Source organism: Polaribacter sejongensis (genome assembly GCF_038024065.1).
GTDB lineage: Bacteria > Bacteroidota > Bacteroidia > Flavobacteriales > Flavobacteriaceae > Polaribacter > Polaribacter sejongensis.
Map to the genome: position 1 here is coordinate 2185376 of NZ_CP150667.1, position 14784 is coordinate 2200159.

General features: G+C 31.2%; 10 protein-coding genes. All 10 read left to right on the forward strand.

Annotated elements, in window-relative coordinates:
* Nucleotides 1-529: 529 nt before the first annotated feature.
* The 10 genes from thrS (at nucleotide 530) to WHD08_RS09125 (ending at nucleotide 13850) form a co-directional block, all read left to right on the forward strand.
* Nucleotides 530-2470, forward strand: coding sequence for a threonine--tRNA ligase (gene thrS, locus WHD08_RS09080; protein ID WP_208891056.1), 1941 nt, complete (start codon nucleotides 530-532; stop codon nucleotides 2468-2470).
* A gap of 115 nt (nucleotides 2471-2585) precedes the next feature.
* Nucleotides 2586-3104 (forward strand): translation initiation factor IF-3, encoded by a 519-nt coding sequence (infC, locus tag WHD08_RS09085; RefSeq protein ID WP_166384504.1) that lies wholly within the window; start codon nucleotides 2586-2588, stop codon nucleotides 3102-3104.
* A gap of 123 nt (nucleotides 3105-3227) precedes the next feature.
* A complete protein-coding gene (rpmI, locus tag WHD08_RS09090) occupies nucleotides 3228-3425 on the forward strand; it encodes a 50S ribosomal protein L35 (RefSeq protein ID WP_165733707.1) in 198 nt (65 codons plus the stop codon).
* Nucleotides 3426-3537: 112 nt separating this feature from the next.
* Nucleotides 3538-3882 (forward strand): 50S ribosomal protein L20, encoded by a 345-nt coding sequence (gene rplT / locus WHD08_RS09095; RefSeq protein ID WP_068450935.1) that lies wholly within the window; start codon nucleotides 3538-3540, stop codon nucleotides 3880-3882.
* An 86-nt stretch (nucleotides 3883-3968) separates the two neighbouring features.
* Nucleotides 3969-4547: a hypothetical protein gene (locus tag WHD08_RS09100; protein ID WP_208891055.1), complete on the forward strand. Its 579-nt coding sequence runs from the start codon at nucleotides 3969-3971 to the stop codon at nucleotides 4545-4547.
* Between the two features lie 210 nt (nucleotides 4548-4757).
* Entirely contained in the window at nucleotides 4758-5963 is a 1206-nt protein-coding gene (gene glgA / locus WHD08_RS09105) for a glycogen synthase (protein ID WP_208891054.1), read from the forward strand.
* 4 nt (nucleotides 5964-5967) lie between these two features.
* Complete coding sequence (locus WHD08_RS09110; protein WP_165733710.1) at nucleotides 5968-7233, forward strand: glucose-1-phosphate adenylyltransferase; 1266 nt, start codon at nucleotides 5968-5970, stop codon at nucleotides 7231-7233.
* A 42-nt stretch (nucleotides 7234-7275) separates the two neighbouring features.
* Nucleotides 7276-9213 carry an alpha-1,4-glucan--maltose-1-phosphate maltosyltransferase gene (locus WHD08_RS09115; RefSeq protein ID WP_208891053.1) on the forward strand — a complete coding sequence of 646 codons (1938 nt, stop codon included), beginning with the start codon at nucleotides 7276-7278 and terminating at the stop codon, nucleotides 9211-9213.
* Between the two features lie 46 nt (nucleotides 9214-9259).
* Nucleotides 9260-11167, forward strand: a complete 1908-nt coding sequence (glgB, locus tag WHD08_RS09120) for a 1,4-alpha-glucan branching protein GlgB (protein ID WP_208891052.1) — start codon at nucleotides 9260-9262, stop codon at nucleotides 11165-11167.
* Nucleotides 11168-11444: 277 nt separating this feature from the next.
* Nucleotides 11445-13850 (forward strand): glycoside hydrolase family 31 protein, encoded by a 2406-nt coding sequence (locus WHD08_RS09125; protein WP_208891051.1) that lies wholly within the window; start codon nucleotides 11445-11447, stop codon nucleotides 13848-13850.
* The last annotated feature ends 934 nt before the right edge of the window (nucleotides 13851-14784 follow it).

Below are 14784 nucleotides of genomic sequence, written 5' to 3' on the forward strand. Positions count from 1 at the left end.
AAGCATTAAGATGAAGAAAGGGTTGGTTTTGCTTCGCTCCTCCCAACCAGGTAAATCTAGCAGTTGTGGATATATTTTAAGAATGCAAAAATCATGTTTATCGAAAGTCGAAATTGTTAGGTTTCTTTTAAATATATAGGAATAGCTTAAAAACAACCAATATATCTAGTTGAGAGAAATATAACCTTATTTTAGAGTTTAATCGTTCACCACTCCACTCGAACTGACAATATAATAAGTTACTTCAAAATTTGCATTTATATACACCTACTTATTATCTATATATAAGGTACCAATTCTAAAATGGGAATTAAGTTGACAAATACTCGTGTTAGGGATTGAAGCGACATCCTTTTTTGGATGTTATTGAAGCGAAAATAACATCCAAAAAAGATATAGTGTAAAGCCCGACTGCGCTTTTTCAGCGCAGGAACACCCGTAAAAAAAACTAGTCTTTAATAAGTACATATATATATTGTGTGAAAAATTGTTTTCTAATATCTTTGCATTCTCAAATATTAGACATTAAATGATTAAAATAACTTTACCTGACGGAACTATTAAGGAGTTTGCTAAGAATAGCACTCCGATGGATGTTGCAAAAAGCATTAGTGAAGGGTTTGCTAGAAATGTAATCTCTGCAAATTTTAACGACGTAACCATTGAAACCTCTACCCCATTAACCACGGATGGTTCTTTAATTTTATACACATTTAATGACAATGGCGGAAAGAAAGCTTTTTGGCATTCATCTGCGCACGTATTAGCAGAAGCAATCTTAAGTTTTTATCCGAAGGCTAAATTAACGATTGGACCTGCTATTGATAATGGTTTCTATTATGATATTGATTTAGGTGATGACGTTATTTCTGACAAGGATTTTCCTAGTATAGAAAAGAAATTTTTAGAGATTGCTCGTGGAAAACATGAATTCTCTTTACGTTCCGTTTCTAAAGCGGATGCTTTGTCTTTATATAAAGCAGAAAATAACGAATATAAAGTTGAGTTGATTGAAAACTTAACGGACGGAGAAATTACTTTTTGTGACCATAGCAATTTTACAGATTTATGTAGAGGAGGTCATATACCTAATACAGGTATTATAAAAGCAATTAAAATAACGAGTGTTGCCGGTGCTTATTGGCGTGGTGATGAAAAAAATAATCAGTTAACACGTGTTTATGGAATTAGTTTCCCAAAACAAAAGTTATTAACTGAATATTTAGAGTTATTAGAAGAAGCTAAAAAACGTGACCACAGAAAACTAGGTAAGGAATTAGAATTGTTTACTTTTTCTCAGAAAGTTGGTGCTGGTTTACCTTTGTGGTTACCAAATGGTACTGCTTTACGTAATCGCTTACAAGATTTCTTAAAAATCGCACAAAAGAAAGCTGGTTACGAAGAAGTAATGACTCCACATATTGGTCAAAAAGAACTATATGTTACATCTGGTCATTATGAAAAATATGGTGCAGATAGTTTTCAGCCGATAAAAACGCCTAAAATGGATGAGGAGTTTTTATTAAAACCAATGAATTGTCCACATCACTGTGAAATTTATAACTTTAAACCTTATTCTTATAAAGATTTACCTAAGCGTTTTGCAGAATTTGGTACCGTATATAGATATGAACAAAGTGGTGAATTACACGGCTTAACACGAGTTAGAGGTTTTACGCAAGATGATGCGCATATTTTTTGCACACCAGAACAATTAGATCAAGAATTTAAAGATGTTATAGATTTAGTTTTATATGTTTTTGGTTCTTTAGGTTTTGAAGATTTTACTGCTCAGGTTTCTATTAGAGATAAAAGTAACCCTGACAAGTATATAGGAGATGCTGAAACTTGGGATGCTGCAGAACAAGCAATTATTAACGCTGCTACAGATAAAGGTTTAGATTTTGTGATTGAAGAAGGTGAAGCTGCCTTTTATGGACCTAAATTAGACTTTATGGTGAAGGACGCTTTGGGAAGAAGTTGGCAACTTGGAACGATACAAGTTGACTATAATTTACCAAAACGTTTTGATTTAACCTACAAAGGAGCCGATAACCAGCTACACAGACCAGTGATGATTCACAGAGCACCGTTTGGTTCTATGGAGCGCTTTATTGCGGTATTACTAGAGCATACGGGCGGTAACTTCCCTCTTTGGTTAACTCCGGATCAGGTTATCTTATTGCCAATCAGTGATAAATATGAAAAATATTCAGAAAAAGTTTTAAAATCGTTAGAAAATTCCGAAATTCGCGCCCTGGTAGATAACCGAAGTGAGAAAACTGGTCGTAAGATTAGAGATGCAGAAGTTAGCAAAGTACCGTTTATGGTAATTGTTGGTGAAAAAGAAGAACAAGATGGCACAGTTTCTGTAAGAAGACATGGTGAAGGAGATCTTGGTACCTTTACAATTGAAGAATTTATTTCTTTAATTAAAGCAGAAGAAAGTAAAACATTGAAGAAATTTTAATTAATTTTGAAATTCGTCTAGAAAATAAAAAGGTTGGAAAACAACCATTAGTTAAATTTAAAATTTATAAGTCATAGCAATTCGTAGAAGCAGGTCAAGAAGACCGTTAAGAGTAATCAAAGAAGATCAACATAGAATTAATGAGAAAATAAGATATGTTGACGAAGTTCGTCTTGTGGGCGATAATATAGAAGTTGGTGTATATCCTTTAGATAAAGCTAAAGAATTAGCCAGAGAACAGGAATTGGATTTGGTTGAAATATCACCAAAAGCTAAGCCACCTGTTTGTAAAATTATTGATTACAAGAAATACTTGTATGAGCAGAAAAAACGTGAAAAAGTTTTAAAATCGAAAGCTACAAAAGTGACGATTAAAGAAATTCGTTTTGGACCTCAAACTGATGAGCATGATTATGAATTTAAAAAGAAACATGCTCTTAAGTTCTTACAAGAAGGTGCTAAATTAAAAGCATTTGTATTCTTTAAAGGGCGTTCTATTATATTTAAAGAACAAGGACAAATTTTATTATTAAAATTAGCCCAAGAGTTAGAAGAGTATGGTAAAGTAGAACAGTTACCAAAATTAGAAGGTAAACGTATGATTATGTTTATTGCTCCTAAAAAACTAAAATAAAAAGAGTTTTTAAAGTTTAAAGCTTCTTAGAGATTTTAAAGTTAGGTATTACTTAACTTTAAAACTTTTTGGACTAATAACTTTAATACTAAAGATAATAAGCAAGTTAAAAACGAAGGAGAGATGCCTAAAATGAAAACCAAATCTAGCGCCAAAAAACGATTTAAAGTTACTGGTACTGGGAAAATCAAAAGAAAGCACGCGTTTAAAAGTCACATCTTAACAAAGAAGTCTAAAAAACGTAAGCTAGCCTTGACACATTCTGCATTAGTTCACAAAGCTGATGAATCGAATATCAAGCAACAATTAAACTTAAAGTAAATTTAAGTTTAAACAGGAAATTTAATTATTAACCATGTAATGTAGCAATTAAAAGTCATTTTTAATTAAAAGTACGTAAGTAGCGTCGCTCTTTACAAAACACATTGAAATTATGCCAAGATCAGTAAATTCAGTAGCCTCAAGAAAAAGAAGAAAAAAAATCTTGAAGGCTGCAAAAGGTTACTTCGGACGTAGAAAAAACGTTTACACAGTAGCAAAAAATGCAGTTGAAAAAGGTATGCTTTATGCATACAGAGACCGTAAAAACAATAAGAGAAACTTCCGTTCTTTATGGATTGTGCGTATTAACGCTGCAGCTCGTTTACACGGAATGTCTTACTCTCAGTTTATGGGGAAAGTGAAAGCTAACCAAATCGAATTAAACCGTAAGGTTTTAGCTGATTTAGCTGTAAACAACCCAGACGCTTTTAAGGCAGTTGTAGAAAAAATAAAATAAATAATAATACTTGCTTATAATAAAACCCAAACAGTTACGTTTGGGTTTTTTTTATAGACTTACATTACATTTCAAAAAACAAAAAAATGAAATCATTATTAATTACCTTACTAATATTTACTGCTACTATTTCTTTTTCACAAGAAACCGTAGAGGAAACAAACTCAATTGAAAACCAGTTTGATAAAATTTATAGAGTATCTACAACTTATCAGTCGTATAAAGTAATTAGTAAAGATAGTTACCAGAGTTTAAAGTCGAATGTTTTAGATTCTCTTAAGTCTTCAAAAATGATTATATCAAAAAAAGATATATTATTAAATGCAGAAAAAGAGAATATTGAAAAAAACAAGGTTCTTCTATCTAAAACAAAATTAGATTTAGAAGCTTCTTTAATAAAAGAAAATTCTATATCTGTTGCTGGTTTACAATTAAGTAAGGTAACGTATAATCTTATACTTTGGAGTATTGTAATTATCTTGCTTTTAGCACTATCTTATTTTATATTTAAATTCACTAGAAGTAACGTGTTAACAAGAGAAGCCAAAGATAATTTAGCTGAGATAGAAGAAGAGTTTGAAAAACACAGAAAAAACACATTAGACAAAGAGCAAAAACTTAGAAGACAATTGCAAGATGAAATAAATAAACAGAGAAATAGTTAATTTCATAAACAAAAAATTCATTAATTAAACATAAACTCTAAAATCTATGATAATTTTATATTAAGGCTCACTATTTACACCTTAATATTATCACTTTCGTAATATTTATGACTGAAATAAAAATACCCTCAATTATTTAGTCCATTAAATAGTATTTTGTTAACTTAGAATTTCTAAAAAAAACTAAACCAACTTAATTACTAAAATTTTATGAAAGCCCTTTTTTATACTAGAGAATATCCTCCTTATGTATATGGTGGTGCTGGTGTTCATGTAGAATATCTTGCTGCAGAATTAGCGAAGCTTATGTCTGTAGAAGTTAGATGTTTTGGAGACCAGGACGACAGTAACAACAATCCAACAGTAAAGGGTTTTCCCTATGAAAACCCAATTTTCGATAACTCAGACGATAAACTTAAAGCCATCTTTAAAACTTTAAGTACGGGTCTTCATATGAATGCAGATCCTATAGATGCAGATGTTGTACATTGCCATACTTGGTATTCGCACTTTGCAGGGATTGTAGCTAAACTCTGCTACGGTATTCCTTTAGTAATTACTACACACTCTTTAGAACCATTAAGACCTTGGAAAAGGGAACAACTAGGTCGTGGTTACGATGCTTCTTCTTGGATAGAGAAAACAGCTATTGAAATGGCTGATGCCTTAATTGCTGTTTCTGAAGAAACAAAAGAAGATGTTTTAAAACATTTTAATGTAGATGAATCTAAAATTAAGGTTATTTACAACGGTATTAACTTACAACAATACATTACTACTGCAGAAACTGCTACTTTAGATGAATATGGTGTAGATAAAAATAAACCTTATGTACTTTTTGTTGGAAGAATAACAAGACAAAAAGGAATTATTCATTTGGTAAATGCCATAAAATACATAGACCCAGATACTCAAATAGTACTTTGTGCTGGTGCACCAGATACTCCAGAAATTGGTGCGGAAATGAAAGATGCCGTTAACGAGGTTAAAAAAACTCGTAAAAATGTAATCTGGATTGATAAAATGGTCACCAAAGAAGAAATTATTCAATTATATTCTCATGCAGATGTTTTCTGTTGTCCATCTATTTACGAACCTTTTGGTATTATCAACATAGAAGCAATGGCTTGTAATACAGCTGTTGTAGCTAGTGCTGTTGGTGGTATTAAAGAAGTTGTTGTTCATGGAGAGACAGGTTTTCTAATTCCTGTAGAACAGCAAGACGCTGCCCCTTTTGAACCAATAAACCCAGATAAATTTGCTAGAGACTTAGCAGAAGGTGTTAATAAAGTTATTAGAGATCCTGAGTTAAGGGAAACGATGGCTCAAAAAGGAAGAAAAAGAGTAGAAGAACATTTTGATTGGATATCAATCGCTAAGCAAGTAGAAGAATTATATAAATCACTAAAAAAATAACGCAATGATAAATGAAAAAGTATTAGGAATTATTTTAGGAGGTGGACAAGGCTCCAGATTATACCCACTAACAAAGGATAGATCTAAACCTGCTGTACCAATTGCAGGTAAATATAGACTAGTAGATATCCCTATTTCTAATTGTATCAATTCTGATATTAAAAGAATGTATGTATTAACTCAATTTAATTCTGCTTCTTTAAATAGACACATAAAAAACACTTATCATTTTAGTTTCTTTAGTTCTGCTTTTGTAGATGTATTGGCTGCCGAACAAACCATTAAAAGTGATAAATGGTTTCAAGGGACTGCTGATGCTGTAAGACAAAGTATGCAACATTTTTTAGCAAACGATTTTGAATACGCTTTAATTCTTTCTGGTGATCAATTATATCAGATGGACTTTAATGATATGATTAAAAAGCACGAAGATAGTGGCGCAGAAATATCTATTGCAACGTATCCTGTAGAGGCTAAAGATGCAACCTCATTTGGTTTACTAAAAACAAATGAAGAAAATATAATTACTTCATTTATAGAAAAACCTGCAGCAGAGTTATTACCTGATTGGACTTCTGATGTAGGTGATGAAATGAAAGCACAAGGAAGAGACTACTTAGCTTCTATGGGTATCTATATATTTAATAGAGATTTATTAATAAAGTTAATGAGTAATCCTGATACGAATGATTTTGGTAAAGAAATTATTCCTCAAGCAATTGATAAGCATAAAACATTTAGTTATCAATATGAAGGTTATTGGGAAGATATTGGTACTATCGAATCTTTCTTTGAAGCAAATTTAGGTTTAACAGATGATGTTCCTCAATTTAATTTATATGATGAAAAAGGAATTTATACAAGACCAAGAATATTACCTACTTCTAAGATTGCAGGTTCAATTTTAAATAAAGTAGTTATAGGAGACGGTTGTCTAATTCATGCAGAAAAAATAGAAAGGTCAGTTATTGGTATTCGTTCTAGAATTGGAAAAAACTCTTTAATATCTAATACCTATATGATGGGTAACGATTCTTATGAAACTTTAGACGAAGTGTCTGAAAATAATATTGATATTATGATGGGAATTGGAGACAGATGTTATATACACAACTGTATTGTAGATAAAAACTGTAGAATTGGTGATGATGTTAGAATAAATGGAGGAAAGCACATAAAAGATGTAGAAACAGATACCTATATGGTTAAAGATGGAATTGTAGTTATTAAAAAGGATGCTATTATTCCTAAAGGAACAAACATAGGATAGCACATTTTTTTACTTTTTTATTATTTAAACTTAACAAAATTAATGCAAAATCAAAGTAGAATTGTAGTAGAGAATATTGCTCCGCAAATAAACCACGGAACAGTAGACATTAAACGTGTTGTAGATGAAATTGTAAATGTAACTGCAGATGTTTTAGTTGATGGTCATGATGTACTTCAGGCTAATTTATTATTCAAACATGAAAAAGATAATGAATGGTCAGAAATTAGAATGACACCATCATCTAATGACGAGTATTTAGCAAGCTTTCAAACATCAAAACAAGGTTATTATTCATATAAAATTGAAGGTTGGGTAGATTATGCTTTAAATTGGCAACATGGTTTAGGAAGAAAAATAGATGATTCTCAACATGTAAGTTCAGAACTTTTAGAAGGAGCAGAACTTTTAGTTCCAATGCTAGAAAAAGTTTCTTCTGAAGATAAAAATTACTTACTGCACCTTATATTCATCTTTAAAAATAATGAAACCTATTCCGAAGCTGTAAAAGAAGCTGTCTCTAAAAGATTAACATCTATTTTTAAAAAGCATCCAGAGAAAATTTTAATAGAAACTTCTCCTGAATACAAAGTATATGTAGATAGACTAAAAGCAAGATTTAGTACTTGGTATGAATTTTTCCCACGTTCTGCTTCTGAGCAAGAAGGAAGACATGGAACTTTTAATGACTGTCACAGATTATTACCAAGAGTTGCTAAGATGGGATTTGATACTTTATACTTCCCTCCTGTTCATCCTATTGGTGAAGTAAATAGAAAAGGTAAAAACAATACCACTGTAGCACAAGATGGCGATGTTGGTTCTACTTGGGGAATTGGCTCTAAACATGGTGGTCATAAAGACTTACATCCAGAATTAGGTTCTTTAGAAGATTTTAAAAACTTAGTTGCCAAGGCAAAAGAATTAGGTATTGAAGTTGCCATGGATTATGCTTTGCAAGCAGCACCAGATCATCCTTGGGTAAAAGAGCATCCAGATTGGTTTAAATGGAGACCAGACGGAACCGTACAGTATGCTGAAAATCCACCTAAAAAATACCAAGATATTCTTCCAATTTATTGGGAAAGTAAAGACTTTAAAAATCTTTGGAAAGAATGTTTAGACACTTTATTATATTGGATTGATTGTGGAATTAACGTATTTAGAGTTGATAACCCACATACAAAACCATACTTTTTTTGGGGTTGGATTATTGCTGAAGTAAAAAAACAGCATCCAGATGTATTATTTTTAGCAGAGGCATTTACACGTCCAAAAATAATGCAGCAACTAGCAAAACAAGGTTATACACAATCTTATACTTATTTTACTTGGAGAGATTCTAAACACGAATTAATCGAGTATATGAACGAATTAACCAAAACGGAACAAAAAGAATATATGAGACCTAATTTCTGGCCAAATACACCAGATATTAATCCGTTTCATTTACAAGGTGCTCCAGAAAGCAAATACTTACAACGTTATGCTTTAGCCGCAACTTTAAGTTCTAATATTGGTATTTACGGACCTGTGTTTGAACAAATGATAAGTGATCCGATTCCTGGTAAGGAAGAGTATTATATGTCAGAAAAATTTCAACTTTGCAATTATGACTGGTTTAAAGAAAATAAAGTAACTACTTTAATATCTAAAATTAATCATATTAGAAAAGAGCATGAATCTTATCAACAAACAAATAATATTCAATTTTTAGAAACTGGTAATGACCAAATTATAGCTTTTTATAAATGGAATGATACTAGAACTAATGAAACCATAACAGTTATAAGTTTAGATGCTTACAACTCTCAATCTGGTTCTATTCAATTACCATTACAAGCCTTAAAAATAAATCATGGTCAGAAAATTGAGGTAGAAGATTTGGTAACTAAAAATTGTTACAATTGGTATAATGAATGGAATTATGTAGAATTACATGCAACACTTCCGTTTCATATCTTTAAAATCAATAAATAACAAAAAGTACCTTTTTAAAAAGGTACTTTTTTGAACTCATAAAACTATGGCACAAACAAAAGTACACAGTCTTTTTACAGAATTTGATATTAGCCTTTTTCAAGCAGGAAAGCATTATAGATTATACGAAAAATTTGGATCGCACATTGTTACTGTAGATGGTGTAGAAGGAACCTATTTTGCCGTTTGGGCTCCAAGCGCAAAATCGGTCGCAGTAATTGGAGATTTTAATTTTTGGTTAGAAGGAGAGCATCACTTAAATGTACGTTGGGACGGAAGCGGTATTTGGGAAGGTTTTATTCCGAATATTGGTAAAGAAACAATTTATAAATATAAAATTAGAAGTACTAATAACGATATAACTACAGAAAAAGCAGACCCTTTTGCAAGAAGATGCGAGCATCCACCAAAAACTGCATCAGAAGTTTGGGAAGACGACTACGCTTGGAATGATAAAAAATGGATGAAAAATAGAAAGAAAAATAATGCATTAGATGCACCTTTTTCTGTTTATGAAGTTCATTTAGGTTCTTGGAAAAAGCAAATTGAGGAAGGACGCTTTTTAAGCTATAATGAATTAGCAGAAGAATTAGTTAATTATGTTGCAGAAATGAATTTTACGCATGTAGAATTTATGCCAATTATGGAATTTCCGTATGACCCAAGTTGGGGGTATCAATTAACCGGTTATTTTGCTCCTACATCTCGTTTTGGATATCCGAATGAATTTAAATATTTAGTAGATAAATTTCATGAAAAAGGAATTGGAGTTTTATTAGACTGGGTTCCTTCTCACTTTCCATCAGATGACCACGGATTAGGTTTCTTTGATGGCTCTCATTTATATGAGCACCCAGATAGAAGAAAAGGATATCACCAGGATTGGAAAAGTTTAATTTTTAACTACGGAAGAAACGAAATAAAATCATTTCTAATTAGTAATGCTATTTTCTGGCTAGACCAATACCATGCAGATGGTTTAAGAGTAGATGCAGTTGCCTCTATGTTATTCTTAGATTACTCTAGAGAAGAAGGAGAATGGGAACCAAATGAATTTGGTGGAAGAGAAAATTTAGATGCCATCAATTTTATTAAAGAGATGAACGCAGCTGTCTATGAGTCTTTCCCAGATGTGCAAACTATTGCAGAAGAGTCAACGTCATTCCCTAAAGTATCTAAACCCATTTATGATGGAGGTTTAGGTTTTGGTATGAAATGGATGATGGGTTGGATGCATGATACACTAGATTATTTTGCAAAAGAACCTATCTACAGAAAGCATCATCAAAATGAATTAACATTCAGTTTAAATTATGCATTTACAGAAAACTTTATGTTACCTCTATCTCATGACGAAGTAGTATATGGTAAAAAAGCTTTGGTAGATAAAATGCCTGGTGATGAATGGCAAAAATTCGCAAACTTAAGAATGTTATATAGTTTGATGTACACACACCCAGGAACAAAATTATTGTTTCAAGGTGCAGAATTTGGACAAACAAGCGAATGGGATTTTGACGGAAGTTTAGATTGGCATTTATTAGAATACGGTGTACATAAAGGTGCACAAAATTTAGTAAAAGACTTAAATAAACTATACAAAAAAGAACCAGCGTTACATGAAAAACAATTTTCTCATGAAGGTTTTGAATGGATAGATCATGGAGACCATGAAAATTCTGTTATGTCTTATATTAGAAAAGGAGAAAATGAAAAAGATAATATAATTGTTATCTTAAACTTAACTCCTGTACCTAGAGAAAATTATAGAATAGGTTTACCAAAATCGGGTACCTTAAAACCTATTTTTAATAGTGATGATACCAAGTATAATGGTACAGGAAACTATGCAAACAAAAAGTTAGCTTCGGAAGAAAAGGTATGGAATAATAGAGAAAATTCTATAGAATTAAATTTACCTCCGTTAGGAATGATTGCTTACAAGTACAAATAAATTTAAAATGCAAATCCTCTTCTTTTATCATTCTATTATTCTGATAAAAAAAGAGGAATATTTTTTTTAACTTCACAATAAGAAAACCTCATTTTTAAGACATTAAGAAAAACACCGTCAATTTAAAAAAGAAAATGTAATCTATTTATATTTAAATAAATAAGCAATATTTTTACATCTTAATTAAACCAATCCATTATCGTAGATAAAAAAGTATTCCATAATACTCTTTTACAAATAATTACGATTTTTATAAGTACAACAAACAACCAAAATTATGATTGTTAATACAGAGTTAGAACAAAAAGGAAACTTATTTCCTTCAGAAATAGTGAGCTACAAGAAAGATGTAGACACATTATACTTTACCACAAAGAACAATGTAATTTTACAACTTACTGTAGTAAGAGACAGTGTAATAAGATTTAGATACTCTACAACAGGTAAATTTGAAAACGATTTTTCTTACGGAGTTACTATTCACGCATCTAGAGGGTATTACTTTTTAGACGTAACAGAAGATGAAACTCACTATGTTGTTACAACTTCCAAATTAATCTGTAAAATAGAAAAAAGTAGTTTACAAGTTAAACTTTTTGATGCTGTAGACTTAAAGTTAATAAACGAGGATGAAATTGGATTTCACTGGGAAGAAAGTTATGAGTATGGTGGAGACATCGTAAAAATGAGTAAAGCTTGCCAAAGAGCAGAAAGTTTTTATGGTTTAGGAGATAAACCTGTAGATGTTAACTTAAAAGGAAAACGTTTCGAAAATTACGCTACAGATTCATATGCTTTTGGTAAAGATACAGATCCTATTTATAAAGCAATTCCTTTTTATACGGCTATACAAGGCGATAAATCTTATGGAATTTTCTTTGATAACACATTTAAATCACATTTCGATTTTGCACATGAAAGAAGAAATGTAGCAAGCTTTTGGGCACAAGGTGGTGAAATGAATTATTATTTTATCTACGGGCCAAAAATGGAAGATGTAGTTAAAAATTATACAGATTTAACAGGAAAACCACACGCTTTACCTCCATTATGGGCATTAGGATTTCATCAATGTAAATGGAGTTATTTTCCAGAAAGTAACGTAAAAGAAGTAACAAAAACTTTTAGAGATTTAAAAATACCTTGTGATGCTATCTATTTAGATATTGATTATATGGATGGGTTCCGTTGTTTTACTTGGGATAAAAACCATTTTCCTGATCCTAAAAGAATGGTTAGAGAATTAGAAGAAGACGGTTTTAAAACCGTAGTTATTATAGATCCAGGAATTAAAATAGATTTAGAATACGATGTTTTTAAAGAGGCATTAGATAAAGATTATTTCTGTAAACGTGCCGATGGTCCTTATATGAAAGGTAAAGTTTGGCCTGGTGAATGTTATTTTCCAGATTACACCAAACCAGAAGTAAGAGAATGGTGGTCTGGTTTATTTAAAGAACTAATTGAAGATTTTGGAGTAAAAGGAGTTTGGAATGATATGAACGAGCCTGCAGTAATGGACGTTCCTAACAAATCTTTCCCAGATGATGTTCGTCATGATTATGATGGAAATCCTTGTTCTCATAGAAAAGCACACAATATTTATGGAACTCAAATGGCACGTGCAACATACCATGGTTTAAAGAAATATGCGTATCCGAAGAGACCTTTTGTAATTACAAGATCTGCTTATTCTGGTGCACAAAGATATACTTCTACGTGGATGGGAGATAATGTTGCCACTTGGGAACATTTAGCAATTGCAAATAACCAAGCACAAAGAATGGCAATGTCTGGTTTCTCTTTTGCGGGTTCTGATATTGGTGGATTTGCTGAACAACCACAAGGGGAACTTTTTGCTCGTTGGGTACAATTAGGAGTTTTTCATGCTTTTTGTAGAGTACATTCTTCTGGAGATCATGGAGATCAAGAGCCTTGGGTATTCGGTGATGAAGTTACAGACATTGTAAGAAAGTTTGTGGAACTTAGATACCAATTATTACCTTATTTATATACTTGTTTCTGGAATTATATTAATGACGGAACACCTATTTTGAAATCGTTAGTTTTATACGACCAAGAAGATACCGCTACACACCATAGAAGTGATGAATTTGTTTATGGTGAGCAAATTTTAGTATGCCCAATACAAGAGCCAAATGCTAGAGGAAGAAGAATGTACATTCCTAGAGGTAAATGGTATAACTTCTGGACAAATGAACTTGTAGTTGGAGGAAAAGAAATGTGGGTAGATGCAGACATAGATAGCATGCCTATATTTATTAAAGAAGGTGCAGTGATTCCAAAATACCCTGTACAACAATATGTTGATGAAAAACAATTTGACGAAATTACTTTAGATCTTTATTATAAAGAAGGGAAAGAATCTTCACAATTATACGATGATGCTCATGATGGCTATGATTATAAAAAAGGTAGATTTAGTTTACGAACTTTTAAGGTAACAGGAAAAAAAGAAGAATTAATTATACAACAACATAAACGTGGTGACTTTAACGCAGGTTACAGCAAGTTTAATATTGTGTTCCATAATTTACCTTTTACGATTACTTCTATTCAAATAGATAATGTTGAAACAAATATAGACCGTGTAATTTCTGGAGATACCCAATCTATACTTCTAGATAAAGGATTTACTGAATTACATCTAATAGGAAAATAAGTTTTTTTTTACCGTTTTCAGTGATATGACCACCTGAAAACAGTGAGATGAAAATACCCCATAAATGGGTATTGTAGGTTTTAAATTACTAGTGTAAATTTGTAGCATAAGTAATCTTTTCCCCAAGCAAGATATAATTTGTTTAAGATTTCTTAAGTATTTAAATTACACAAAAAGCGATTAATAGTTTATCTAAACTATAATCGCTTTTTTTTTGTAATAATATTACAAAGATTTTAATTTTCACAAATACACACCCCATTCAAAGAATATTGTAAACAACAAAAGCAATGTTCTTTTTTACAAAAACATATAAATATTCTTTTATAAGAGTTTTATCAGCTACAACTAATTACAAATAAAAATTCACCTCACTGTTTTCAGTGAGATTACTACCTGAAAACAGTGAGATGAAAATACCCCATAAATGGGTATTGTAGCATCTAAATTACAAGCATATATTTGTACCATAAGTAATCTTCCCCCTAAACAACATAAAAATTGTTTAAGATTTCTTAAATAATTGAATGAAAAAGAAGCGGTCTATAGTTTTTCTAAACTATGATCGCTTTTTTTTTGTGCCATAAAATCTTGTTCAAATTTAAAATTGCACAAATACAAGAATCTAATGGAAAATCAAAAATCACTAAAACAATACTATTCTTATAAAAATTATTTGAAGTAGTGGTGCAAAAGAGTTTTAACAGCTATATATTTTTAGAAATAAAATCTATCATCACCATTTCTGGTGAACTGACTCACCGAAAACGGTGAAATGAAATTACCCCATAAATGGGTATTGTGGGGTTTCAATTACCAGTATATATTTGTAACATAAGTAATCTTCCCCCTAAACAAAATAAAAATTGTTTAAGATTTCTTAACTATTTGAATTACACAAAAAGCGATCTATAGTTTCCCTAAACTATGATCG

Excerpts from the sequence above, each read along its gene's own strand:
- WHD08_RS09125 (WP_208891051.1), top strand. The coding sequence starts at position 11,445 with ATGATTGTTAATACAGAGTTAGAACAAAAAGGAAACTTATTTCCTTCA.
- glgA (WP_208891054.1), top strand. The coding sequence starts at position 4,758 with ATGAAAGCCCTTTTTTATACTAGAGAATATCCTCCTTATGTATATGGT.
- rplT (WP_068450935.1), top strand. The coding sequence starts at position 3,538 with ATGCCAAGATCAGTAAATTCAGTAGCCTCAAGAAAAAGAAGAAAAAAA.
- glgB (WP_208891052.1), top strand. The coding sequence starts at position 9,260 with ATGGCACAAACAAAAGTACACAGTCTTTTTACAGAATTTGATATTAGC.
- WHD08_RS09110 (WP_165733710.1), top strand. The coding sequence starts at position 5,968 with ATGATAAATGAAAAAGTATTAGGAATTATTTTAGGAGGTGGACAAGGC.
- WHD08_RS09100 (WP_208891055.1), top strand. The coding sequence starts at position 3,969 with ATGAAATCATTATTAATTACCTTACTAATATTTACTGCTACTATTTCT.
- rpmI (WP_165733707.1), top strand. The coding sequence starts at position 3,228 with ATGCCTAAAATGAAAACCAAATCTAGCGCCAAAAAACGATTTAAAGTT.
- thrS (WP_208891056.1), top strand. The coding sequence starts at position 530 with ATGATTAAAATAACTTTACCTGACGGAACTATTAAGGAGTTTGCTAAG.
- WHD08_RS09115 (WP_208891053.1), top strand. The coding sequence starts at position 7,276 with ATGCAAAATCAAAGTAGAATTGTAGTAGAGAATATTGCTCCGCAAATA.